General features: G+C 70.1%; 15 protein-coding genes and 1 pseudogene. 11 read left to right on the forward strand and 5 right to left on the reverse strand.

Annotated elements, in window-relative coordinates:
* Nucleotides 1-4: 4 nt before the first annotated feature.
* The 5 genes and pseudogenes from OG985_RS32375 to OG985_RS32395 all read left to right on the forward strand — a co-directional run.
* Entirely contained in the window at nt 5-2,908 is a 2,904-nt protein-coding gene (locus OG985_RS32375) for a lantibiotic dehydratase (RefSeq protein ID WP_371671885.1), read from the forward strand.
* Nucleotides 2,905-4,149 (forward strand): lanthionine synthetase C family protein, encoded by a 1,245-nt coding sequence (locus OG985_RS32380; protein ID WP_371671886.1) that lies wholly within the window; start codon nt 2,905-2,907, stop codon nt 4,147-4,149. Before OG985_RS32375 ends, OG985_RS32380 begins: the two co-directional genes overlap by 4 nt.
* A gap of 37 nt (nt 4,150-4,186) precedes the next feature.
* Nucleotides 4,187-5,089: an endonuclease/exonuclease/phosphatase family protein gene (locus OG985_RS32385; RefSeq protein WP_371671887.1), complete on the forward strand. Its 903-nt coding sequence runs from the start codon at nt 4,187-4,189 to the stop codon at nt 5,087-5,089.
* Nucleotides 5,086-5,916 (forward strand): thiopeptide-type bacteriocin biosynthesis protein, encoded by an 831-nt coding sequence (locus tag OG985_RS32390; protein ID WP_371671888.1) that lies wholly within the window; start codon nt 5,086-5,088, stop codon nt 5,914-5,916. Before OG985_RS32385 ends, OG985_RS32390 begins: the two co-directional genes overlap by 4 nt.
* Nucleotides 5,900-6,214: pseudogene (locus OG985_RS32395) on the forward strand (hypothetical protein); the annotation flags it as partial. The gene OG985_RS32390 and the pseudogene OG985_RS32395, both read left to right, overlap by 17 nt.
* 79 nt (nt 6,215-6,293) lie before the next feature.
* On the opposite strand, the gene OG985_RS32400 reads toward OG985_RS32395, so the two are convergent.
* A complete protein-coding gene (locus tag OG985_RS32400; RefSeq protein ID WP_371674565.1) occupies nt 6,294-7,544 on the reverse strand; it encodes an IS701 family transposase in 1,251 nt (416 codons plus the stop codon).
* Between the two features lie 371 nt (nt 7,545-7,915).
* Between OG985_RS32400 and OG985_RS32405 the strand changes: the two genes are divergently transcribed.
* Both OG985_RS32405 and OG985_RS32410 read left to right on the forward strand, forming a co-directional pair.
* A complete protein-coding gene (locus tag OG985_RS32405; protein WP_371671889.1) occupies nt 7,916-8,479 on the forward strand; it encodes a hypothetical protein in 564 nt (187 codons plus the stop codon).
* Between the two features lie 260 nt (nt 8,480-8,739).
* A complete protein-coding gene (locus tag OG985_RS32410) occupies nt 8,740-10,623 on the forward strand; it encodes an ATP-binding cassette domain-containing protein (protein ID WP_371674566.1) in 1,884 nt (627 codons plus the stop codon).
* A 556-nt stretch (nt 10,624-11,179) separates the two neighbouring features.
* Here the strand turns inward: OG985_RS32410 and OG985_RS32415 are convergent.
* Nucleotides 11,180-12,076 (reverse strand): replication-relaxation family protein, encoded by an 897-nt coding sequence (locus OG985_RS32415; RefSeq protein ID WP_371671890.1) that lies wholly within the window; start codon nt 12,074-12,076, stop codon nt 11,180-11,182.
* Nucleotides 12,077-12,582: 506 nt separating this feature from the next.
* Here OG985_RS32415 and OG985_RS32420 point away from each other — a divergent pair.
* The 4 genes from OG985_RS32420 to OG985_RS32435 are packed head-to-tail and all read left to right on the forward strand — an operon-like array spanning nt 12,583 to nt 21,024.
* Nucleotides 12,583-14,199 carry a TIGR02677 family protein gene (locus OG985_RS32420; protein ID WP_371671891.1) on the forward strand — a complete coding sequence of 539 codons (1,617 nt, stop codon included), beginning with the start codon at nt 12,583-12,585 and terminating at the stop codon, nt 14,197-14,199.
* Nucleotides 14,199-15,542: a TIGR02678 family protein gene (locus OG985_RS32425; protein WP_371671892.1), complete on the forward strand. Its 1,344-nt coding sequence runs from the start codon at nt 14,199-14,201 to the stop codon at nt 15,540-15,542. The genes OG985_RS32420 and OG985_RS32425 overlap by 1 nt, the downstream gene beginning before the upstream one ends.
* On the forward strand, nt 15,539-19,726 hold the full coding sequence (locus tag OG985_RS32430) for a TIGR02680 family protein (RefSeq protein ID WP_371671893.1): 4,188 nt from the start codon (nt 15,539-15,541) through the stop codon (nt 19,724-19,726). The genes OG985_RS32425 and OG985_RS32430 overlap by 4 nt, the downstream gene beginning before the upstream one ends.
* Complete coding sequence (locus OG985_RS32435) at nt 19,723-21,024, forward strand: TIGR02679 family protein (RefSeq protein WP_371671894.1); 1,302 nt, start codon at nt 19,723-19,725, stop codon at nt 21,022-21,024. Before OG985_RS32430 ends, OG985_RS32435 begins: the two co-directional genes overlap by 4 nt.
* Before the next feature lie 273 nt (nt 21,025-21,297).
* Here OG985_RS32435 and OG985_RS32440 read toward each other — a convergent pair whose 3' ends face one another.
* From OG985_RS32440 to OG985_RS32450, 3 genes are all read right to left on the reverse strand, one after another.
* Nucleotides 21,298-21,912, reverse strand: coding sequence for a PASTA domain-containing protein (locus OG985_RS32440; protein WP_371671895.1), 615 nt, complete (start codon nt 21,910-21,912; stop codon nt 21,298-21,300).
* Between the two features lie 245 nt (nt 21,913-22,157).
* Nucleotides 22,158-22,430 carry a DUF4242 domain-containing protein gene (locus tag OG985_RS32445; RefSeq protein ID WP_371671896.1) on the reverse strand — a complete coding sequence of 91 codons (273 nt, stop codon included), beginning with the start codon at nt 22,428-22,430 and terminating at the stop codon, nt 22,158-22,160.
* 67 nt (nt 22,431-22,497) lie between these two features.
* Nucleotides 22,498-24,993 carry an AAA family ATPase gene (locus tag OG985_RS32450; protein ID WP_371671897.1) on the reverse strand — a complete coding sequence of 832 codons (2,496 nt, stop codon included), beginning with the start codon at nt 24,991-24,993 and terminating at the stop codon, nt 22,498-22,500.
* Between the last annotated feature and the right edge of the window lie 38 nt (nt 24,994-25,031).

Raw genomic sequence — 25,031 nt, forward strand, 5'->3', positions numbered from 1 at the left:
GCGTATGTATCGCCACGTTGATGCGGCACTGGTCCGGGCATCTGCATGGCATCCCGACCGCCCGACAGTATGGCCGGACCTTACCGGCGCGTTCGCGGACCCGACGTCCTGGCAGGCATGGCTCCAACAGTCCTGGACCGACACCGACTTCGCGGGCGCCGTCAGGGCAGCCAGCCCCGACCTTGCGACCCGGGTAGAGCAGATCTGCGCCGGCCAGCCGATCCCGGCCCCTGCCGTGCGGCGCACGGTTGTCGCCGTGCTGCGCTATCTGCTGCGTGCTCGCACTCGGGCAACTCCGTTCCGCCTGTTCGCCGGCATTGCGGCCGTACGAATAGGTACGCTGCCCGCGCTCCGCGTCGGCACCGATCACCGCGCCACCGCCATAGCAGACGCGGCACACAGTACGGCCCTCATCGACTACTTCGAGCAGCACCCGGCGCTGCGGCCCCGCCTGATGCTGCTCGCCTCCAGCCTCCTCGTCGAACGCGACGGGTACATGGTGATCGAGCACCGCCCGAGCGGAACCCTCGATCGACGCCCCGACCACGTGCAGGTCCGCTTGACCGCACCGGTCCGCGAGGCCCTGGGCGGGGCACAGACTCCCGTCTTGTGGAACGACCTCGCTGAGAGGTTGTCGACCAGCTTCCCGAGCGCGCCGCCCTCCGTGATCGACCGCCTTATCGCAGACCTGGTCAGTCAACGGGTCCTGCTCACGAGCCTCCGGCCGCCGATGACGGTCACCGACCCGCTCACCGCCCTCGTCGAACAGGCAGCCCACCTCCCGCCCACGGAGGCAGCAGAGATCCGGTCCACCCCCAGGTCCGCGCGCGACCTGCGGGTGGACTGGGACCTGACCCTACCTACGGCCGTCGTGCAGGAGGCGGCAGCGGCAGCGAAGGCGCTCATCCGCCTCGCACCACAAGCGTCCTTGACCGGCTGGGCCGAGTGGCATCGCCGCTTCCTGGACCGGTACGGGCCGCGGGCGGCCGTCCCCGTCCTGGGCGCGATCGACGTACTCGGCTATCCGCCCGGCTACCTCGGTGCCACCACCGCGCCGACGGCTTCCCCGCTGCCCGACCGTGTCGGCCGCCTCATCAAACTCGCACACACCGCCGGCATGCAGCGCCGCCTTGAAATCCAGCTCGACGATGCGGCTATCGAGGACCTGTCCACCGTCGATCCGGGCCGTCCCGTCCAGCCGAGCACGGAGCTGACCGTCCGTATTGACGCCGAGAGCGTCGCCGCCCTCCACCAGGAGGAGTTCACACTGCACGTGGTCGGGGTGGCGCGCTCGGCCGGAGCGACCACCGGACGCTTTCTGCATCTGCTCGACGACGAAGACCGCCGCCGCATGACCGAGACCTACGGCGCTTTACCCCCAGTGCATCAAGGCGCGCTCAGCGCGCAGATCAGCTCCCCCCCTCTGTCGGCGCCAACCGAGAACGTCGCCCGCGCCCCGCAGGCGACCGAGTGGGTGATCTCGCTCGGCGACTACCACAGCCCGGACACCCGCCTCGTTCCCGTCACAGACCTCGCAGTCACCGCCGACGCCGAACAGCTGCACCTCGTCTCGCTGTCCCACCGCCGTCCCGTCCACACGCTGCTGCTCAACGCCGTGGACCTGGGCCACCACTCCCACCCGCTGTGCCGGTTCCTGACGGAGGCGCCCGCTGCATTGGCCGTCCCCTGCACCGGATTCAGGTGGGGGACGGCCGCGTCCAGCCTGCCGTTCCTGCCCGCGTTGCGCTACGGCCGGACGATCCTGTCCCCGGCCCGCTGGCTCCTGACGCGAGAAGACCTGCCTCCCGCATCCGCACCATGGCCGCAGTGGGACGAGACCCTGACCCGATGGCGCCGCGAGGTCCACCTGCCTGAGCGGGTGTACCTGAGCGAGGACGACCAGCGCATGGCCCTGGACCTGGCGGAGCCGTCCCACCGGGCCCTGCTGCGCGTCCACCTGGACCGCGACGGCACTGTGACGCTGTGCCCGGCACCACGTGCGAAGGGCCTGGGCTGGACCGGAGGCCGTGCCCACGAAGTCGTCATCCCCCTGAGCACCGAGCAGAACATCATCCCCGTCCGCGTGGCGGGCCGCGCGGTCAATCGTGAGCACGGTCACCTGCCCGGATGCGAGAACCGCATCTCCCTTCACCTCCACGGCCATCGCGACCGGCAGAACCCCATCCTGACCCGGCACCTGGCGGCCCTGCTGGACGAACTGGGCGATCCTCCATGGTGGTTCATCCGCTATCGCGACCCTGACGACCACCTTCGCCTCCGCCTGACCTACCAGCCCGGGACCCTCGGCGCCGTCTTCGAGTCGATCGGCGAGTGGACGCGCCGCCTGCGGCAAGGCGGTCTGATCACGCACGCCGGTGTGGAGACCTACCACCCGGAGACCGCCCGATTCGGCGGCCCCACCGCCCTCGACGCGGCCGAACGGTACTTCGCCGCCGACTCCGCCGCCGCCGTAGCCCAGCTCGCTGCCCAGACCGGAACGGAGGTCCCCGACCTTCGCGCGGTGACCGCCGCGAGCATGGTGGACATCGCCGTGGGCGTGCTCGGCGACAGCACCGCGGCGATGCATTGGCTGATCGAGCACACGCGCACCGAGCCGGACGCCCCGCCCCGCACCGTCTACCGCCAAGCCGTCGACTTGGTGAACATGCCCTCGGCCGGCCTGAGCGAGCACGTCACCGCTGCCTGGTCCGCGCGGCGTGGGGCACTTGCCGACTACCGCCGCGCGCTCACGGACACGGCCTTCCGTCCGGACGAACTGCTGCCGGACCTGCTGCACCTCCACCACGTCCGGATGCGCGGGCCGGGAATGCCCGAGGAACGCACCCACCTTCACCTGGCCAGAGCCGCTGCCCTCAGCTGGACGGCCCGCGCAAGGAGTACACCGTGATCACCACCGCTCCCGCTCTCACTGCACTGGAAACCGTCGACCGTCTGGCCGCCGCGCTGGCCGACCCGAGCACCGCGTGGCCCGGCGGACGTCCCTACGGTGGCCGGTCCTGGCCCCAGTCGCTGGCCGGAGGAGCTTCGGGCATCGCCCTGCTGCACATCGAGCGCGCCCGGACCGGGCACGGAGACTGGTCCACCGCACACGCCTGGTTGAAGGCGGCCGTGCACGGTGAAGTCAGCGCCGCAGCCAACGCGAACCTGTACTTCGGCGCTCCCGCCCTCGCGTACGTGATGCATCGGGCGGCCAGCACATCGAGCGGCTACCTGCCAGTCCTTGCCTGTCTAGACACCGCCACCCTCACCCTTACCCGCAACCGGCTGGCCGCCGCCCACCAGCGCATCACCCGTGGAGAGCGCCCCTCCATGGAAGAGTTCGACCTGATCCGCGGCCTGTCCGGGCTGGGCGCCTACCACCTCAGCCGCCACCCGCACCACGAGATCACCTCGGACGTCATCGCCTACCTGGTACGCCTGACCGAGCCCATCCCCGACCCGGCCGGTCTGCCGCCGTGGTGGACAGACGTCGCCCCCAGCGGCGTCCTTCACCCCGACTACCCAGAAGGGCACGGCAACATCGGGCTCGCCCACGGCATCGGCTCCACCCTCGCCGTCCTCTCACAGGCCCTGCTCGGCGGACTGACCGTGCCGGGCACGGCCGACGCGATCGCGAGGATCTGCTCCTGGACGGACCAGTGGCGGCAAGGCGACGAGACCGCGCCTTGGTGGCCCGGACACCTCTCGATCCAGCAGGTGACCGACAACCAGGTCCATTCCGCGCTTCGACCCCGGCCGTCCTGGTGCTACGGCGTCAGCGGCACCGCCCGTGCCCATCAACTGGCCGGACTCGCTCTCGGAGACCCGGCACGCGTCGCGATGGCCGAGACCGCCATCCTCTCCGCACTGCAAGACCCTCTCCAACTGGACACGCTCCCCGAGACCGGGCTGTGCCACGGCATGGCGGGACTCCTGCACGCGGCATGGCGGATGGCCACCGAAACGGACAACCCCGAGATCACCGCCCAGCTGCCCCGGCTGACCGACCGCCTGATCACCGCAGTCGAGCAGAGCGATCTCAACCCGGAACTCCTCGATGGCCAAGCCGGAGCAGCACTCGCTCTGCACACCGTGGGCACGGGCCGTGCGCCCGCCCCGCACTGGGACACCTTCCTCGCTCTGGCGTGATACCGCGCCGATCCGTACCGATACCGAAAGGTCTGAAGTGACCGACCTCGTGACCGCTGCCGTGTGGAACATCGACGGTGACGGCGGCCGCAACGGCGAACACCAGCATCTCGCACTCGACGTCCTCACCGAGTACGAGCCAGACATCTTCCTCCAACAGGAGGCCAAGTTCAGCCGCCAGCGGGGCAGCGAACTCCTGCACGCCACGGAGAAGCGGATGAGCCTGCGAGGCTTCCTCTCCGCGCCCACCCCATACGCGGACGCCGACATCGCGACCGCCGTCTACCTCCGCCCCACGATGTTCGACGTCGTCGAAGCACGCCCCCGCGCCAAGCCGTGGTGGCTGCACCCCTGCCACGTAGTCGCACGGCTCGGCACCTGTCCGGTGCCACTCAACCTCATCTCCCTCCACATGTGCTGCTTCGACGCCAACCAGCGGTTAACGGAAGCGTGTTGGACGGCCATGCACGCGGGAGCAGTCACTCTCGCCGCCGGGGACACCAACAGCTACCCGCGCAATCCCGAACGCCTCGCCCCGCCCGACTGGGCCACGGTGACCGATCGAGCACACATGGTCCACCGGACCTACCTCGACGCCGACGGACACCGCCGCAGCGACACCCGCCCCGACGCCGCCCTGACCGACGCCGGCTACCTCGACCTCGCCCGCTATGCCGCCGACCACCTCGGCCAGCCCGAGGCCCTCAACGCCACCGCCGGACAATGCAAGCCCGACCAAGGCGGTCCCCAGCGCATCGACCGCGCCTACGGGACAGGCGGCCTCGCCTCCGCTCTGCACAGCGTCGAAGTCGTCGACAACGACGACCCCCGAGAAGCCTCCGACCACTCCCTGCTGATCCTGCGCTTCTACCGGGTGCGCCTCGAACGCGTGCTGACACTGCCTCTGGCCGCTGCACACACCGCGGAGGCCCTCCGATGACCCTGCCGGCCTGGCGCCAGGCCAATCTCGTGTTCCCGGAATGGGAGAACGCCGAGACCATCGCTGTGTCCCGACTCGCCCCCATACTGCGCGTGGGCGAGGACGAAGGCGCCCTGGCCCGGTGGTTCATCATCCGCAAGCACCCGTGCTGGCGGATGCGCTACCTGCCCGCCGCCGGAGGAGCACAGCACATAGCCCAGGGCCTCGACACGCTGGTTGCCGAGGGGGCCATCACTGCGTGGACAGAGATCGTCTACGAACCCGAAGAGCATGCCTTCGGTGGCACCGAAGCCATGGCCAGCGCACACCGCCTTTTCCACCACGACAGCCGCAGTCTGCTCGAACACCTTCAGAGCAAGGGCGGCCTGCACCGGCGCGAGACGTCCCTGATGCTGTGCAGCATCCTGATGCGCTCCGCCGGGCTGGACTGGTACGAACAAGGCGACGTCTGGGCACGCGTCGGCGCCCACCGCGAGACGCCCCCAGGTGCCACACCGGAGAGCCGCGAGCAACTCCAAGCTGCCGTACACCGGTTGATCTCCGTGAACGGGGAGGAGTTGATGCGTACCGGCGGGCCGCTGGCCCACCTTGCGGACTGGGGCCGCGCCTATCGCGACGCCGGGCGGGATCTGGCCCACCTCATGGAGCTGGGGTTGCTTCACCGCGGGCTGCGCGACGTGCTCGCCCATCACGCGCTGTTCGCCTTCAACCGCATCGGCCTGCCCTACGCCACCCAGGCCGCCCTCGCCGCCGCCGCGAAAACCGTTGTCTTCGGCCCGGACCCCACCACGGAAAGGAGCGTCGCGGACCGTGTGGATAATCCCTGACGCCCTGGCCCGGCGCTTCCCCCTCATCGCTCGCCCCCGCCCGGCCTGCCTCCCCCTGCCCCAGCGTGTTCGTGCGCTAGCCGAACTCGCCGATAGCGCGGCAAAGACGGGCGACCCGAGCATGGCCTCCACGGTCTACAACCAGGCCGCGCTGATCGCCTCCGACACCGGTGTGCCGGACATGGCCCACACGCTGTGCCACCAGCACGCAGCCGCCTACCTAGATGCCGCTCCCTTGCCCGGCACGGCCGCGATCCGAGCCCTAGTAGGGCTTGGTCAGGTCCGTATCGGTGTGGGTATGTCGCGGTGGCAGGTGGGGCAAGCACCGGTCCAGGCGGCGAGAAGTGTCTGGAGTTCTCGGACGACTTGGTAGAGGCTCAGACCTGCGCCGCGTCTTTTGGGTCTCGTGCCAGTCGTTGCAGGGTGCAGAAGGCGTGGGCGGCGGAGACGAGGGTGACGTGGTGGTGCCAGCCGCCCCAGGTGCGGCCTTCGAAGTGGGCCAGTCCCAGGGCCTGTTTCATCTCGCGGTAGTCGTGTTCGATGCGCCAGCGCAGCTTGGCCAGCCGCACCAGGGTCGCCAGTGGCATGCCGGAGGGCAGGCTGGAGAGCCAGAACTGCACGGGTTCGGGTTCGGTGGCGGGCCATTCGGCCAGCAGCCAGCGTTCGGGCAGTTCAGGGCCGTCGGTGGCCTGGCGGACGCCGCGTCCGGCCGGGCGGATGCGCAGAGCCACGAACCGCGAGTAGATGCGTTTGAAGCCGCTGATTCCTTTGCCCGGGCGGGAGCCTTCCCGCCAGGACACCGGCCTCGTGGCCGTCCTCCCGGCCGCGATGACCAGGTCTTTCACGGTCTGCGCAGGCTCGGGATACTGCATTCGCGGTGGCCGGCCGGTTCCCGCGTAGGTGGGCTGGACGGGCCGGGCGTCGGCCGGATGGGCGGTGTGGCGGGAGGAAATGCCCACCGCGTAGGGCAGGTTGCGTTCTTCCAGACCGTGGCGGAAGGCGGCGGCGTCCCCGTATCCGGCGTCCGCGACGACCAGGGGGATGTCGATGCCCCACGACCGGCTCTCGTCGATCATGTCCAGGGCCAGCTGCCACTTCTCGACATGCCCCACCCGGTCGGGGATGCCGCAGCGACTGCGGCGGGCGACCTTGTCCGGGTCCGCCTCCGGCGAGTCGGGATCCCAGGACGCGGGCAGGAACAGCCGCCAGTTCACCGCCGCCGAGGCCCTCTCGCGCGCCAGATGCAGCGAAACCCCCACCTGGCACTTGGTGACCTTGCCCGCGGTGCCGGTGTACTGCCGTGACACACACGCCGAGGCATCCCCGTCCTTCAAAAAGCCGGTGTCATCGACGATCAATGCCTCTGGACCGATCGCCTCGTGCATCCGCCAGGCCAGCCGGGCCCGCACATGCGCCGGATCCCACGGACTGGAGGTGATGAAATGCGCCAGCGCCTGACGATTACCGTCCTCACCCAGTCGGGCCGCCATCGGCTCCACCGACTTACGCCGCCCGTCCAGCAACAATCCGCGCACGTACGCCTGCCCCCACCGCCGCTGATCCGCACGGAAGAACCCGTCGAACAACTCCGCCGCGAACGCCTCCAGGTCCTCCCGGACCGAGGCCATCTCCTCAGGTGTCACACCACCTCAACGACCCTCACGGACCAGCGGACACGCCACCCACGAGTGAAGCTGACCAAGCTCTACTAGAACCCATCATCAACCTCGCCCGCCTCGCCATCCGCGCCGGGCAATACGACGACGGCCGCAGCACGCTCCTCCAGCTGTTCGATGCGGTCAGCACTAACACCCCTACCACCTTGTTCGAGGATGTGGCCGTGCCATCCGGCCTCACCTCAACAGCCAGAGACCGCCAAGAGGTCCGCGCCTGGCTATGGCGAGTTCTACTCGCTGACGGAACGCGCGCCCTGACCACTGCCGGCCGCTGGACTGAAGCACTCGCCCACGTCGAAGCACACCACGGAGTCGGACAGCGCATGCTCGACGGCCGCCAGGTCGCCGTCCTCGCCGCTCTCACCGTCGGAGACACCGTCCGCGCCAACAGCCTGCTGGCCGACACGAAGCCTGGTGAACCTTGGGAGGTCGCCGTGACCGACTGCCTGAGCATCGTGTGCCACCGAACCGCAGGACTGCCTTGGCAACACACCCTGCAGAACCTGGTGACCAAGCACCTCGGGGCTCTAAACGGGGACGACCTGACCATGTTCAACACGCGGCTCGGGCTCGCCACGCTGGACCTGTTCACCTTGCCCGAAAGGTCTGAAGCACGCCTCGCGGTCGAGGAGTTGCACCGAAGGGCGATCAAGACCTCCGACGGCTATGCCGCCCGAGAGATCCTGGCACACCCCCTGTGTGCCGCCCTCGCTACCGATCGAGAGGCACAGGAATGCCGAACTCTCCTCACATCCTGCGCACTCGGAGCAGGAACCATCCCCGATGAGTTGCGTGACCAACTGGACCATGCGGTGCGTACCAGCGATCACACAATCCGGGAAAGCGTTACCCAACGAGATCATTCTTGCCCAATTGGGCAAGAATGATCTCGATTTGCCGAGTCCCTTGGTGCCATCGCGAGCCGATCACCGCCCGAAACCCCATGCGTCACAGGCATCGGCGATTCGGTCATATCTGCACCGGCCCCGGGCCGCCCCGGCACGGCGGTCACAGGTTCACCCCTTGCGGTACAAGGGCCCCTGCACGTCCGAAAGCGAGCGCGTTCGAATCCCGCCGCATGTCGTTATGCCGTGCACGCCGAGCCATCCAGGTGCGGCACCCCCCCCAAGAAGGGATACAGGTGACTGTGACTGACGCCTCGACTGCAAACGAGGAGACGCCGCCCCCTCCACCCCCGGCCAGCATCACCTTCGAGGGCAAGTACGGCAAGAACCCGCTGGCAGATGCCAGTTTCGGAGCGATGTGCCGACGCCTTCCCTCCGTGCTCGGGCACACCGCGCGGATGGCGTGGGCCGTCGACAGGACCGGCGTCGTGCTGCTCCTGGTCTGCCAGTTGTTCACCGGCATCGCGGCCGCCGTCGTCCTCGCCTTCACCGCCCAGGCGATGACCCACCTCCTCGCCACCGGGACCGTTTCCGGACGTCTGCACGCCGCACTGCCCGCTCTGGTAGTGGTGACGACAGCTGCGGGCATCGGCCGCATCAGCGGAGCCCTCTCCTCGTACGCCGACGGACGGATCACACCTCTGCTGATGACCGAGGCGGACGTTGCCCTCGTCGCCGCCGTATGCCGCGTGGAGGCAGCCGCGTACGGCGAGGACGGATTCGCCGACCGGCAGGAGGCCGCCGAAGTCGGCGTCACCCGGACCCGGATGATGGTCCAGGATGCCCAGCGGTTCATGTCCGCCCTGATCCGCATGATCGCCGCGAGCGGGGTCATCACCGCGCTGCACCCGCTGATGCTGCCTCTGCTCCTGCTGGCCGTGCTCCCGGCCGGCGCCGGCGCAGTGCTGTCCGCGCGCGTTGACTACGAGACCCACTACCTCAACGTCGGCGACCGCAACGTGCGCTCCATGATGCGCTGGTGGGCCACCTACTCCCGCTACGGCGACGAGGTCCGCGCCAACGGCATGACCGACTACCTCATCTACTGGTACCGCGCCCTGTCCGACCGGATCGACCAGCGCACCGTGACCGCAGCCCCGCGGATGCTCCGCATCGTCCTGGCCACCAGCGCCCTGGGCGGGATCTTCCAGCTGGGTACCTGGGCCACCCTCGCCTGGCTGGCCACCACCGGCCGGGTCGCCCTGCCCATCGCTGCCACCGCCCTGGTCGCCGTCCAGACCACACTGGCCTCGCTCTCCCAGTTCGTCATCCACGGCGCCGCGATGTTCCACACCTCGCTCTACCTGGCCGACATGAGGTCCTTCCTCGACATGGCCACCGAACGCGCCCCCAAGCGCGGGGAATTGATTATCCCGCAACGCGTGGACGAGATCCGCCTCGACGAGGTCGTGTACCAGTACCCCGGCAAAGAGGAGCCGGCCGTCGCGGGGGTCTCACTCACGCTCCGCCGCGGCGAGATCCTGGCCATCGTCGGCGAGAACGGCTCGGGCAAGTCAACCCTGGCCAAGCTCCTCACCGGCATCCTCCTCGCCGACAAGGGGCGCGTCCTGTGGGACAGCATCAACCTTGCCCAGGCCACCCCCGACTCCGTGTGGAAACGCACCGCGCTCGTCCCCCAGGGGTTCGCATGCTGGCCCCTACGCGCCCGCGAGAACATCACCCTCGGTCAGCCCAAAACGTACGACGACGGGCCGGTGTGGGACGTCGTCGACGCCGTCGGTATGCGGGAAGCGATCGAAAAGCTGCGCCACCAGCTCGACACCCTCCTAGCCAAGGAGCTGTTTGGCGGCGCCGAGCTGTCCGGAGGGCAGTGGCAGCGACTCGTGTGCGGCCGCGCGCTTTACAGGCAAACGCCACTGCTGATCTTGGATGAGCCGACCTCACAGATGGACGCCCGCGGTGAGCACGCCATCTTCCTGGAGATCAAACGGATCGCCGCCGAGCGCATGACGATCGTCGTCACCCACCAACTCGAGAACACACGGCTCGCCGACCGCATCCTCGTCATGGACAAGGGCCGAGTTATCGAACATGGGACGTACGAGGACCTTGTAAACGCCGGAGGACTGTTCGCAGAACTCGTCGCCCTGGCCAAGGACCGTTGAAGCCTCACGTCCGCGCACCATTCCGGCAGCCCAACCTGTCCACGACGCTCGCCTCCCGACTCGTCCGCCACTGAGCCCCTTCCGCGTCGTCGACCTGGACGAGCTTCTGGAGCAGCGGGGCGAGATAACTGCATAGCCCAGTGGATGAGGCTGTCGGCACGAACTGTTCCTTCCAGACGGACGTCTCGTGCGCAACAATGCGGATCGCCCGTCGCGCAGGGCGGAGCGCGCATCGCTGTGTATGCGCAATCGCGGGAGGCTTGCGCATACACAGCCGCCCTGCGGCTCAGCAGGCGCCGATGGGCCACGGGTCGGCAACCGGGTCCATCCGTATGCGCAGCCGCAGCCTGATCCCTGCGTAGTTCGCTGCGCAGCCTTGGTCGGGCTCGTGGTCGGGGGTTGCGCAGCCTTGGTCAGGCTCCTGGTTGGGGATGCGCAAACGCGGTCGGCCTCATGGTTGGGCTTGCGCAGCTATGGTCGGCCGCCTGTGGTCGGACTTGCGCAGCCACCCCACAGCGCACTGCGCAGCGGCTGCGCAGCCCGTCTAGCCAGGCCGCTACTGACTCCACGCGACCATCCTGTCGGGGTCTTGTACGGGGTGCCACACGCGCTCGGTAGGGCCCTTGCTGCGCAGGTCCGTCAGCGCAGCTGCCAGGACGGGCACCTCGCGCAGGAAACCGGCCAGCGTCGGAGTAGTCGTAGCAGCCGCGTTCAGGGCTTCGATGCGGGTGGTGACGCCGGCGGGACCGGTGCCGTCCAGGACAAACAACAGCCGTGGGAAGAGCGGATAGTGCCGCCGCCATTCTTCCTGCACCGGTTGCTGCTGGGTGGTCGCATAGCGGCGCCGGCGCCCCACAGGCATCGGCACGTAAGCGTGCAGGCGACCGTAGGAGGTGAGCTTCGCGGCCAGACGCTCCGGCCCCATCGTGGCCCGGTCGACCTCGACGAACGCCCGCAGCATCGCCCCAACCTCGCCCTCACGACCTCTCTTGTAGTACATCAGGGCGTCGGGGATGACGCCCTCGCCGCCCCCGACGGGGTGATATACCTCCGGGATCCAGTCCAGGGGGCGGCACAGCTCGCCGCGGCGGCGGGCCTCCTCGAGGAAGACGAGCGCGGTCTCTGTCACCGCCAGCGTGTGTCCCGCCCGCAGCCGCGCCGCAGTCGGATCGGCGATTGAATTCGGCGGCCGTCGCCCGCGCAACTCCGGCCACTCGCAAGCGATCCGCACACCATAGGAGGTGGGAAACCACACCCGTAGCCGCCCGGCCTGGGGCAGGGTGATGCGATCCACCAGCCCCTCCGCGCGCAGCTTGGCCATACGGCGCCGAGTCTGCTCGATGCGTGCCTCGGGAGCGATCACCCGGTGCATCTGGTCGGTGGTGGCCATTCGATACTGCACCAGTACTGCCAGCGCAAGCCGGTCGCCACGGCCGCCATCCAAGTCCGTCATCGCCGGACCCCCTTCCCGGGAACAGGTGGCGTCGTCTGCCCGGCGCCACGCGTACCGGCCACACCAACAGCCGACTGCGACCACACCCGCGACCACGACGCCCCGACCACGGTCACGATGCGACAACACTGCTCTCAACCGGGCTGATATCCCGCCTGATATCCCCGCCGACAACTGCCCGACCCCTCCCGGGCCGCAACTGGCATATACGCAGGTCACCACGCCCGCGTCGGCATGGTCGGCAGCCCGACATCCCCCTCTGCACACCCCCACGCTCGCCCCGAACAGAAAAGAAGTGAAGGGGACGGCGGGCGAACGGGTGGGCGCGTGCCGCCGGGGGATCGGGCCGGGTGCTTCTCATGTTGCGCGTCGGCGGTCGCCTCCGCGCTCGTCCGCGCCGCAAGAAGCTGCGCGGACGAGGAACGGGACGGCAGGTAACAGCCGAAACGAGGCTGATTTTGCCGACATTCGCCGGAGTGTCAGTGGCGGTCCGTACGCTCGATGGCATGGAGGGGGACGAACTACACGGGTCGCCGAGCGATGAAGAAACAGGTCGGGACAGTCGAGAAAGTGGCAGCGAAGCCTGGCAGCGGCTGAGTGCGTATGCCTATCTGAGCGCACCCGAGCGGCTGGAGTACGTCGCCGTGATGCGGCTGTTCTGCGGCACGTTGCTCGCAGATCTCGCCGCACCGGATGTGTTGGCGAAGCTGGCGCAGACCGGCGGGCCGGGGGCGGTGCTGGAAGCGGAGACACTGACTGCCAGGCTGGAGCAGCTCGTGCGGTGGGGCAATCTGCTGCGCAGTACGCACACCGTCACGGCCACCAGCATTGCCGAGTACCAGCGCTCCCGGTCGCGCTATCAGCTCTCCAAGCTGGGCGAGCGGGTGCAACGTGACGCGGACGAGGTGCTCGCCGATGCGGATGCCGCGCGCGAGGTCAGCAGTGAACTGCTCACGCTCGTCGACCGGGGGCTGGGCGACATCGCCGTCATGGTCGCCGCACCAGGCGGTGCAGACCCGCGGCAGGCACTGGAGAAGATCAGCACACTCTTCGTGCAGTTCGCCGAGTTCGCCGAGTCCGTGAGGGATTTCTACGCGTATCTGGGTCAGGTGCTCGCCCGCTACGACCTCGACGGAGCCGAGTACCAGGGATTCAAGGAACTGCTGCTCGACTACGTGCAGGCGATCACCGAGGACGTGTCCTTCCGCGCGCCCCGTATCGCCGCGCATCTGCAGAAGATCTGGCCCCACTTGCCTGCCCTGCTGAGCAGTATCGACGCACACGCGGCGGGTCTCGGAGCCCTCTCCGAGGCGCTGCCAGAGACGCGGGTACAGCGCAGCCGGGGGCGGCAACTCGCCGACTGGGAGGGGCTGCGTGACTGGTTCGCCGACACCGACGGGCACGGCAGCCAGGTAGACCAGCTGCGGGACGCCACCCTGCGCGCCCTGCAGTCACTGCTCGCCAACGCCAAGCGGATGCTGCGTTCGGCGTCCGGGGAGATGTCCCGGCGCAAGGACCTGCTCAGGCTCGCCGCCTGGTTCGACGCGGCGCAGCCCGACGAGGCCCACGACATCGCGGTCGCAGCCTTCGGGCTGTACGGAGCACGGCATCTGGGGGTGGCGCCCGATCCCGACGCGTCCGTGCCGGCATACGTGAGCTGGTGGACCGGGCCGGTCGTGGACGTGCCCGTGGCACTGCGGGAGCGCGGGAGCCGCGCCCCGCGCGGACGGGCCGCGATGGTCGAGGACCACAGCGAGCAGAAACGCCGTCTCATGGAGCAAGCGCGCGAACAGGCCGCCGCCCGACAGGCGGCGGCCGCAGAACTGCGCAGCGCGTCAGGCAGATTCGACCAGGTGAGGTTGGGCTCCGCGGCGCTGAGACTGCTGCTGGAACTCCTCGCTGCCGCTCTCGGCAACAGCCAACTACGCAAGGAGGAGGGTGATTTCCGGCTCGACGGCGCGCAAGCGGGCGATGCGGATCTGGGCATCAGGCTGGTGGCGTGGCGTACCCCGGGTCGGCACACACTCCTGCGATCCGTCGACGGCGAGCTGCTGGTGGACGATCTCACCCTGGCGGTCGAGAGCGCCTCCACACCAACCGCCGCCGAGGAGGCGAGCGCCTGATGCCTTTGCCCTCCGCCCACGACGTGGCACTGGCCGCCGAACGCCGTGCCGCCGCCCGTCTGTTGCTGGCCCACCCGCTGGTCACGAGCAACGGGCCACACAGCGACACCTTCCCACTGATCCGACGCCATGCCGACTGGCTCGCCCAGCGTTTCCAGCAGGTGTTCGGCTACCGGCTCCTCGTCGAGGCGTCGTACGCCCGTCTGTTCAAGGCGGGCCTGGGACCCGGCTCCGGCCACCGTCTGGAGCGGCCGTCCACCGGAACGCCGTTCACGCCACGGACGTACGCCTACCTGACCCTCACCCTCTCGGTCCTAGTCACCGCACCGGAGCAGCTGCTGCTCTCCCAGCTCGTCGCCGACCTCAGGGCTGCCGCCGTGGACGCCGGGATCGAGGTCGGCGACATCGGTCGGCAGGCGGAGCGGCGTACGCTCGCCGCCGCGCTGCGCCAACTCGTCGACTGGGGCGTGCTGGTGGAGACCGAGGGCCAGGTCGCGGCCCTCGCCGAGGAGCGGGGTGGCGAGGCCCTGCTGACCGTGGACCGTGAGATCGCCCGCGCGATCGTCGCCGGACCGCTAACACAGAGCCGCGACGGAGCGGATCTCGTACGCCGGGCCGCCGACCCCGGCTTCGGGGGTCCGCGTACGTACGTCCGCAGACGTCTCGTCGAGACACCTGCCGTCCACCTCGACGACCTCACCAGCGCAGAGCGCGAATGGCTGCGGACCCGACAGCGACGTGAGTCCCAGGCTTTCTCCGAACTGCTGGGCCTGGAAGCCGAGATCCGCGCCGAGGGCATCGCCCTCGTCGACCCGGACGGTGATCTGACCGACCTGCATCTCCCTGGCACCGGCACTGTCGCTCAAGCGGCGCTGCTGCTCGTGGGACGGCTCGTCGATCGGCTACGCCCCGAGGGCCCCGGCCACCCGGCGGTGGGCGGGCGGCTGGTCATCGGCGTACCCGTCCCGGACAGACTGCTGCCCCAACTGCTCGATGAACTCGTCGAGGAGTACGGCGGGCGCAGCAACTGGCAGCGTGGCCTGGTGGAGGACCGGGACGCGTTGCTCGCCGCCGTTCTCGACCTGCTGGTCCGCATGCGCCTGATGGCGCCCGCCGGACCGGTGCGTGCCGACGGCCACAATCTGCCCGAGGGATATGAGGACGCGGCGCTGGACGGCCGGTCCGTCACGGACGTCTCGGGTGCGCGTAGCCGGCACGGTCCGGGTGGCTGGGTGCTGCTCGCCGCGGCCGCCCGCTTCGCCACCACCGTGGCCGTCGCCTCCCGTACCCAACCGTCCTCTGTGAACGACACCTCCCAGCAGCCCCAGGAGCCGACCCGGTGAACCGCTCCCCTTCGCCGCACCGTTACCGCCTGCACCGCGCCGGCATCCGCAACGTCTGGCAGTACGACGAGCAGGAGTTCTCCTTCGGCGACGGTCGCCTGCTGCTGCGCGGCAAGAACGGCGCGGGCAAGTCCAAGGCGCTGGAAATGCTGCTGCCCTACCTCCTCGACGGGGACGCCCGAGCTCTGGACGCCACCGGCACCGGCCGGACCACGCTCTTGTGGCTGATGCTCGACGGCTTCGAGCAGACCAACCGGCTGGGCTATCTGTGGGTGGAGTTCGCGCGCACCGACGAGGAAGGCAGCGAGCAGCACCTCACCCTCGGCGTGGCCATCCGTGCCTCCCAGTCGACCCGGACGGCCAAGCCGTTCTTCTTCGTCACCCCGCTACGGGTGGGACACGACCTGGACCTGGCCCCCGCCGGCCAGCCCCTGCCCGTCGACCGGCTCAAGTCGCTCGTCGGCCCAGAAAACGTCACCGAACGTGCCGTGGAGCACCGGGCCAGGGCCGCCCGCCGTTTGTTCGGCCTCGGCGACCCGGCCCGCTACCGCAACCTGCTCCACCTGCTGCACCGGCTGCGCCGCCCCACCATCGGCGACCGCATCGACTCCGGTGGCCTGGTGTCCGTCCTCGCGGAGACGTTGCCCGCGCTCGACGACGAGGTCGTGGAGAAGGTGGCCCGGGGCCTCGACGACCTGGACGCCGTACGGACCGACCTCGGACGCCTGGAGCGGACCGACGAGGCGCTGCGGACCTTCCTGACCGGTTACCGCGGCTACCTGCACGGCGCTTTGCGCCGCCGGGCCCAAGAGGTGCATGACGAACTGGAACAGCTGGCGGAGCACCGGCGTTCGGCCGGCGAGGCGGTGAAGAGTGCGGCGCGGCTTCGCGCCCACGAGGAGGAACTCGCAGCCCGCCTCGACGCCCTCAAGGCGGAGGAGGAGGCAGCTGAGACGGACCTGGCCGCCCTGTATGCCAGCGCCGCCTATCGCAGCCTGCGGGAACTCGGCGACAAACGAGCCACGGTGACCGCTCTGCACAGTGCCGCGGCGACCGCCTTCAAAGCCCTGCGCCAGGCCCACGGCAGTCAGGAGGAGACAGGACGGCGGCTGACCGAGGAAGCCGACAGGCTCGGCGCGGACCTGGTCGACCTCAGTACGGCACACGGCGAGATGCTGCGCGAGGCCGAGCGCGCCGGGCTCGACCCCGCCCACCTGGGCGAGCCCGCGCAGGCCACCGCCATCCCGGTCACGGAGGCGGCGGCAGCCCAACTGACCTCCCCAGAAGGCGACTTGCACCTCGTGCGGCACAGCGAAGTACTCTCCCTCGACACGCGGGCCTGCGCCGAGGCACTACACACCTGGGAGGCCCAACTAGGCGCCGCCGGGCCAGTGATCAGGAACCGCACCCGGACCGTGACCGAACTGACCGCCCTTATCCACACGACGCACCGGGCCCAACGAGAGGCGCAGCAGGCCGATGCCGCCCGGGAACGACTGGAGGAACAGGCGGACGACGCGCATGAGCGGGCCGGGCGCCGACGGGCGGAGACGGCACGCGCAGGGGTGGCGTACGCGGACGCTGTACGGACCTGGACCGAGCGGCTTCACAGTCTCACCGGCGTGGCCCTCGACGCCATAGACGCCCTGACCGCCCACGACCCGGCGGAGGGCCCGTTGCCCGCCCATGCCCCCGACGAGGTGGCCGACACCGCCCGGTCGGTCGTCGAGTCATGGCTGGCGGAACTGGCCGAGCAGCGTGACGCGCGGGCCGTGGCAATCCGCGAACTGACCGCCGAACGCGACCGCCTGCGGAACCAGCGCGACGATTGGGAGGTCCGCACCGACCCCGAGCCCACGCCTCCGCCCCACCGCTCGGCACCTCGCGCACCCGACACCGGAGCACCCCTGTACCGGCTCGTGGACTTCGCCGACGGTCTGGAGCCGCCGGACCAGGCGAACCTGGAGGCGGCCCTCGAAGCGAGCGGGCTGCTCGACGCCTGGGTGTGCGCCGACGGCACCGTCCTGGAGGGGGCCACCAGGGACATCCTCCTCGCCCCTGGCGCTCCACCCGCCGGACCCACGCTCGCTGAAGTGCTACATCCGGTGGTGGCGCCGGACAGCGGGGTGACGGCAGGACAGGTCGAGCGCGTGCTCCGCGCGGTGGCGCTGGTCACGGACGCGGCCGCGGCTGGGACTGCGGAATCCGCGCTCGGCATGGACGGCTTCTGGAAACTCGGCGTCGCCCGGGGCCGTCACATCAAGCAGACCGCCGAGTACGTCGGCGCGGAGGTGCGCGCCGAGACCCGCCGCCGGGCACTGGCCGAACTTGACCTCCAACTCGCCGGTAAACAGCAGGAGCTGGACGATCAGCAACGGCAGCTGCACATCCTCACGGCACACCGCACGCAGGCGGCCGACACCCTGAGCCACCCTCCCACGGGACGCACGCTGACCGACGCATGGGCACGCACCACCGAGGCCGAGCGCGCTGCACAGGTCCTGGCCGGCAAGGCGTCCACGGCCGCCCGCGAGGCCGAGCAGGCACGTGCCCGCGCGGTCGCCGCCCGGCGGGAGGCCGAGGCGACCGCGGGCGCGCACGACCTCCCCGTCGACCCGACGGCCCTCGACTCTGTACGCCTGTGCCTGGACCGTCTTGACACAGGCACCGAGCGGCTGCGCGGGCGACTGCGCGCGGTGGTCTCCTCTGCCGACGCTCACCGCCAGAATCGCGAAGGCTATGAGCGCGCCCTGACGTCCACCCGGGAAGCGGAGTCCGACTATGCCGGACCGCTCGCCCGCCTGGAGGCCGCCCGTCGCACGGTCCGGGGCCTGGAGGAGGCACTGGACGCGCCGGAACAAGAGATCCTCGCCCGCGAGGACGCGGCGAAGCGGCGGCTGGACGCGGTGGGGCGTCAACTTCCCCGAGCAGAGCGGGACGTGAATGCCGTACACGACGAACGCGTGCGCGCGGAGGAGGACGAGCGGGTACGGCGGGAGGCGCTGGCCCAGCAGGAGAGCGCGGCGGTCGAAAGCGGCGGGCGACTGCGTGCGGCACTGTCACTGCCAGGCGTGACCAGAGGCGCGGGCCTCGACATGCCGGTGACCGAAACAGCCGAGACTACCTCCACGGTTGCCTCCGACGAGGAAATCGAGGTACACGACCGCGCCAAGGCCCTGCGCCGACTCGTGACGGCCGTACGAGAACGCCTGGACGCCGAGCGGCGCGACCTCTCCGACACCGCCCTTCTCAACCGCCACACCGACCTGCGCGACCAGCTCTCCGGAGGGTACGACGCCACGCTGGAGGAGCACGACGGCATCAAGGTCTGCCGTCTCGTCGACGACCACGGACCGCAGGACATCGCCACGGTCGGCGAGCGCATCGCCGCCCAGGCGGCCGAGGCGCGTGAACGGCTGACGGAACGCGAGCGGGAGGTCTTCCAGCGGTTCCTGACGGGCGAACTCGGCGACCACCTCTCCTCCCAGGTGCTGGCCGCGGGCGCCCTGGTTGCCGCCCTGAACGGCACCCTGTCCACGGTCCGCACGTCACACGGCCTGGGCGTCACACTCGATTGGAAGCTGGCCGACGGCGTGGAAGCCGATGTCAAAGCGGCGGTCGACCTCCTCCGCAGCCCGTCCGGCCTGCGCACCCGCGACCAGTCCGAGCAGCTGCGCGATGTGCTCCAGCGCCGTATCGAGGACGCCCGCCGCGCCGATCCGGGCGCGGGCTACGCGGCCCATCTGCGCACCGCCCTCGACTACCGCGACTGGTTCACCTTCACGCCCTGGGTGGTCAATGACGCCGCCCCGACCAGCCGCCGCAAGCTGTCCGGCCGCACCGGCCTGAGCCAGGGCGAGCAGCGCGTGCTGTCCTACCTGGTCCTGTTCGCCGCCGCGGCCGCCCACTTCACCAGTCTCGCCGACACGACCCCGCACGCACCCAGGCTGATCCTGCTCGACGATGCCTTCGCCAAGGTCGACGAACCCACCCACGCCCGCCTCGGCCGCATCCTGGTCGACTTGGACCTGGACTTCGTCCTCACCAGCGAACGCCTGATCGGTAACTGGCCCGACGTGCCGTCGCTGCACATTTACGAGTGCCTGCGCGACCCGCACGTCAGGGGAGTGGCGACCCTCCACTACACCTGGAACGGGCGACAGCGTCGGCTGGTGTCGGTATGAGCGACCCTCGTGCGCGGGAAGCGGCGACTCCTCTGGACGCCGAGACGCTTGCCTTTCTGACCCGGCCCGGCCTCGCCCGCCTCCGGACGGCCGCCCGAACCCGTCTCGAACGCAACGGTCTGCAGCCGAACGGCACGATCAGGCTTCAGCGTCTAACCGCACAGGAACGCGAGGACCTCTCCCTGCTCCTTGCGAAACCAATCACCACCTCCACCGCCACGATCCATCTGCTGGACCTGGACACCCGCCTGCGCACCAGCGCGGTCGGCCGCGGTCTGGCCGAGACCTTGACAGCACTGGGCCCGGCCCTGACCGACCGCCGGGCGGCCCGGGACGCAGCGGCGGCGCAACGCGCCGGCCTGTGGTCCGCGGCCGAAGCGGCCCTCGCCGCCACCCCACTGGCCCCCCACCCGTGGACGGCCCGGTGGCTGGAGGAGATACGACGCGCAGGGACGCTCGCCCGCCAAGACCAGCACACCGCGACCACCATCCTCCACCAGGCGATCCGAACCCTGGCCACGCTCTTCCCCGGCCCGCACGCGGAACCCACCCCGGCCGTCTGGGGCCGCGGCGAACTCGCCACCCGCACCACCGGCTCGGCCCACGGCCTGGACGACGGCACCCTGCTCTCCCGCCTGGTCCTGCGCGGCATCGCCCTGGCATCCGACACCCACGTCCCCGCCGACGCACCGGGCCGCCGGACCCTGTGGCGCCAGGCCTCGGTCACCCCGGACGAGGTGTCCAGCACAGTCCTCAGCTACGGCCTGCGACCAACAGGCGCGAGCTGGGGCGAGAAAACCCTGCAAGAACGCGCGGACCACAACCTGGAGACCCACCTCACCCTGCGCGAACTGCGCACCCTGCACCTCGAGATGCCACCCCGCACCCAGATCCACGTATGCGAGAACCCACGCGTGGTCGAAGCCGCTGCCGACGCTGGCTGCACCGCAACCCTGATCTGCACTTCCGGCAGCGCGACGACGGTCGTCCGCACCCTGCTCGACGCGCTGGCCGCCGCCGGATGCGCCTTCACATACCACGGTGACTTCGACTGGCCGGGGATCACACTGGCCAACCGCGTCGTGGAGCGGTACAGCGCGCAGGCATGGCACATGAGCGCAAAGGACTACGAGTACCTCGCGACCCGCACCCAGGTACACGGCACCCCGCAGCTTCTCCTCACCGGTCCGCGCGTGGAAGCCGTATGGGATAAGGAACTGGCACCGACCATGGACGCCCTGGGCATCGCCCTGCACGAAGAGGCGGCGCTCGACCTGCTTCTGGAGGACCTCACCTGAACCTCTGAAGGACACCGGCAGACCAGACGACGCGATATGAGTTGAGTCTGTCCCCGGCGTACAGCCCGACTCGTCTGCCCCCACCCGCGGCTCTGCCCTCCCCTACGACCTGGTCGGCCGTTGGCCCGCCGTCTCCTCTGCCTTGGGCGCGGACGCCGACTGCGCAACAGCCGAGACTGCGCAACAGCCGAGTGCGCACACGCCCGCCAGGACCGGCGATACCGCGGCCCTGGCGCGCATGTAGGTGCGAACAGCATTCCTATCGGCAGAGCTTCACTGGCAGACCCGAGGGCGTGGCGGCCTGGTTCCGATGGTGAGCGCGACCGGGGAGCCGTGCACAAGCGGCGTTCCCGCGCTCGGGGACTGGCGGCTCACCCGGCCTACGTTGTCGCAGTCGACCACGGTGTTCACCTGGCCGACCACGTACCCGGCGGCCGAGAGTGCCTGGGACGCCTGGGTCTGCGAGTCGCCCAGCACGTTCGGTACGACGGTGACGCCGGTGACCGGGATCGTCACGGAGGCCAGGTTCCTGCTGAAGCCGGTGTCCGACGACAGGTCAATCACCGTCAGGTTCCAGGTGACCGTGCCGGTGGACGTGATGAACACCGGCCGGGAACCGCCGCCGACCGGGAAGAGGTCGGTCGCCGGGTCGAAGCCGGGCCCGGTGATCCGCAGCGCGTCGTCCGGGCCGCAGCCCACGCCGTCGGCGCCCCAGTTCACCTGGGCGTTCTGGCCGTAGACCACCGGTGACGGCGAGACCGACAGGGAACCGGTGGCGGTGAGCGCGCAGTTCAGTCCCGGATCGTCCGCGTAGGCGGGTGTCACGGCGAAGGCCGTCGCCAGCAGCGCGGCGGTCACCAACACCACCGCTCTGGGCGATCGCGTCATCCGGCCCGCCCACTTCCACGGCCCGCACCCGCGGGCGGGCCCGCCGGGAGCGCGGCCTATCCGATTCGATGACACATTCAATGTTCCTCCTTGTTCGACTTATGGACTTGCTCGACTTGTTCGCCGTCGCCGGGAGCCGCCGTCGCCGGTGGTCGGACTTCCGCCCGTATCGCCTCACGCCTGTCACCGGGAGGTGCCGTGGGTCGGGGTGGGCGGGCCGCCGGTTGTCGACGACTCCGCGAGGGTCAGTGGTAGAAGTACGGGTCCAGGACACTGACCTCGGTGATCCGGTCGACGGGCAGGCCCGTGGTCTGTGCGGCCTGGCGCACGGCTTCCGGAGACGGCCCGTCGTACACGCAGTAGGTCACGCTCTTGTCCCGGCTCACGTACGACTGCACCCAGGTGACGGCCGACGCGGCGTTGCCCTCGACGACGTTCCTGCAGGCCTTGGCGCCCTCGTCGTCCATCGGGATGTGCAGACCCTCGGTGAAGGTCCGTTGCACGAGATATCGCGGCATGGTGCACGCTCCTTTCCGAGAGCCACTGTCGGCCTGGCGGCGGCCTCGGGGCATCGGGAGCGGTTCCCTATGTTCGCTCCGCGATCTCCCCATGTCTGGCGGCCTCCTGGCGTGTACGCACGCCGAGTTTGGCCAGGATGGAGGAGACGTGATGCCCGGCCGTCTTCTCCGCGATGCGGAGCCGGTCGGCGATCTCGGAGTTCCGCAGTCCGTCCCTGAGCAGGTCGAGGACGTCGGCTTCGCGTGCGGTGAGCCCGTCGGGATGAGCCAGCGTGGAACGCCGTGGTGTCCGGATGCCCAGGTCGCGCATCCACCTTGCCACCTGGTCCGCGGCGGGTCGCGCGCCAAGACCTTCGAACGCGCGCAAGGCCTCGCTCAGGTGATCCGGGCTCTGGGCGAGCGCCATGGCCGACTCGTACGGGCAACCGAGCTCGTCCCAGGCGCGCGCGGCGTCGACGGGATTCATCCGGTACGGCGGGGCGGCGGCCGGGTGGACGTCATCTGGCCGCGGTTCCAGCCACTGTCCGAGTTCACCGATCGCCCATCCGATGCCGAGCCGTACCGCCAGTTCGTACGTTTCGGACAGGCTGCTGTCGGCCTGCTGTCCGCTCAGACTCGCGAGTTCGGCGCGTCCCGCGGCGACCGGCCACAGGCGCTGCAGGTCTCCGGTCTGTCGGGCCAGCGACCACGCCTCGTCGAGTACGTCCGCCGCGCCCGGCTCTCCCCGCCGGGTCCGCAGCCGCCCCAGCACGGTGAGCGCGACGATCCGGCTCGGTGTGCACTCGGTGGCTCCCACCTGGTCCGCCGTCGCTTCCGCCGCCGACCACTGCCCGCGCTCCGACAGGCACCGGGCCAGCCATGCCGTGGCGTAACTCCGTACGTCGTCCAGGTCGCGGTCGGAGCACCACTTCATGGCCTCGCGCAGCCAGTGTTCCGCGAGGTCATAGCGACGGACCTCGCCTGCCGCGGATCCGAGGTTGACCATCGCACTTCCCACGGCCGCGTCGTCACCGGCCGCGTGGGCCGCCCGCAGACTACGGAGCATGGTCCGCACGGCCAGGTCGGGCTCGATGGACCACTGTGCGGAGCCGACCGCGTTGAGCGCCCGGGCCAGCAGGGTCTGTTCCCCGAACCGCTCGGCGAGCAGGGCGGCGCGACTGCCGGTCCGCACCGCCCCGGGAATGTCCCGGGCAAGCATCAGCAGGTACGCCGACCAGGTGTACGCGGCGACCAGCCCGGGGCCCTCCGGCAGCCGCTCGGCGAGGGCGAGCGCCTGCCGCACCATGGCATGTGCCTCGGCGTTCCGGCCCTGGTTCCACAAGTAGTAGGAGCAGCACGCCATCAGAGCGGCCTCGCGCTCCTGGTCGCCTTCCTCCCGCCAGCACTCGATCGCCCGACGGGAGGAGATAACGGCCGCGGCAGCCCGTCCGGCGTGCGCACACGCCTCGCCATGCCGCTCGAACAGTTCGGCGTGCCGGCCCGGGCCGATCCCGTCGGCGAACCGCAGCGCCTGGGCGTAGTGGTCGGCCGCCTGCCGGTGAGCACCGACGGCGGACGCCCGCCTCGCCGCCGCACCGGCGTGCACGAGTACGGCCGCCGCGTCGCCCGCCTCCTCCGCGTGATAGGCGAGCCGGGCCGGATCGCTGCCCCACCGGGTCAGGTCCGCCAGTGCGCGCTGGTGCAGCTCGGTCCTGCGTGCCGACGCGATTCCCTCTTCGATGGCCAGTCTGGCCAGCTCGTGGCGGAACAGGATCCGCGTGCCGTCGCGCAGCAGCATTCCCGCGTCCACGCAGCCGTCGACGGCCTTTCCGGGCGCCTGGACCAAGGGCGCGGGAGCATGACCGGGGAAGACGGCCACCGAGTTCAGCGCCTCGCGCTCCGCGGGGCCGAGCCCGGCCGCCCGGGCCAGCACCGCGTCGCGCACGGTCTCGGGAACCCGGTGGTCGGGATCGGCCAGGACCTCGGTCACGAAGAAGGGGTTGCCGCCGGCCCGGGCGTGCAGTTCCGCGGGATCCGGGCCGTCCGGTCCGGCCAGCGTCGCGACGGCCGCGGCCGAGAGCGGTGACAGCCGTACGCGCAGCACACTCCTGTCGGTGGCGAGCGCTCCCAGCACCGCGCGCAACGGGTGATCCGATCCGACCTCGTCGTCCCGGTAGGTGATGACGAGCAGGCCACGCGTGGAGGAGATCCGGCGGGCGGCGAACACGAGCAGGTCGATGGTCGCTTCGTCGGCCCAGTGCGCGTCCTCCACCACGGCGAGGGCTTCCCGCGCCGTCAACTGGTCCAGGAACGCGTGGAACATCGCCTGACGCGAGCTCTCCGCGGCCATCGCCGCGGCCAGTTCACCTGTCGCCTGCCGTGCGATGTCGTGGAGCGGGCCGAGTGGCTGCGGCGTCCGCAGCGCGTCGCACGAACCCCATAGCACCGGCCGGGTCAGCCCGGCGCAGAACGCCCTGACGAGAGAGGTCTTGCCGATACCCGCCTCACCGGACACCAGGACCACCCGCCCTGCCGGGCAGCGTCGCAGCGCGTCAAGCCAGTCCCCCCGCTCAAGTAACGCCATATGGCGGATGGTAGCCCCAGGCCCTCACCGTTCCGCAT

The sequence above is a fragment of the Streptomyces sp. NBC_00289 genome (genome assembly GCF_041435115.1).
GTDB lineage: Bacteria > Actinomycetota > Actinomycetes > Streptomycetales > Streptomycetaceae > Streptomyces.

Coding starts and splice junctions, on each gene's coding strand:
- OG985_RS32375 (WP_371671885.1), top strand. CDS start 5: ATGTATCGCCACGTTGATGCGGCACTGGTCCGGGCATCTGCATGGCAT.
- OG985_RS32390 (WP_371671888.1), top strand. CDS start 5,086: ATGACCCTGCCGGCCTGGCGCCAGGCCAATCTCGTGTTCCCGGAATGG.
- OG985_RS32400 (WP_371674565.1), bottom strand. CDS start 7,544: ATGGCCTCGGTCCGGGAGGACCTGGAGGCGTTCGCGGCGGAGTTGTTC.
- OG985_RS32405 (WP_371671889.1), top strand. CDS start 7,916: ATGCTCGACGGCCGCCAGGTCGCCGTCCTCGCCGCTCTCACCGTCGGA.
- OG985_RS32415 (WP_371671890.1), bottom strand. CDS start 12,076: ATGACGGACTTGGATGGCGGCCGTGGCGACCGGCTTGCGCTGGCAGTA.
- OG985_RS32420 (WP_371671891.1), top strand. CDS start 12,583: ATGGAGGGGGACGAACTACACGGGTCGCCGAGCGATGAAGAAACAGGT.
- OG985_RS32425 (WP_371671892.1), top strand. CDS start 14,199: ATGCCTTTGCCCTCCGCCCACGACGTGGCACTGGCCGCCGAACGCCGT.
- OG985_RS32435 (WP_371671894.1), top strand. CDS start 19,723: ATGAGCGACCCTCGTGCGCGGGAAGCGGCGACTCCTCTGGACGCCGAG.
- OG985_RS32440 (WP_371671895.1), bottom strand. CDS start 21,912: ATGACGCGATCGCCCAGAGCGGTGGTGTTGGTGACCGCCGCGCTGCTG.
- OG985_RS32445 (WP_371671896.1), bottom strand. CDS start 22,430: ATGCCGCGATATCTCGTGCAACGGACCTTCACCGAGGGTCTGCACATC.
- OG985_RS32450 (WP_371671897.1), bottom strand. CDS start 24,993: ATGGCGTTACTTGAGCGGGGGGACTGGCTTGACGCGCTGCGACGCTGC.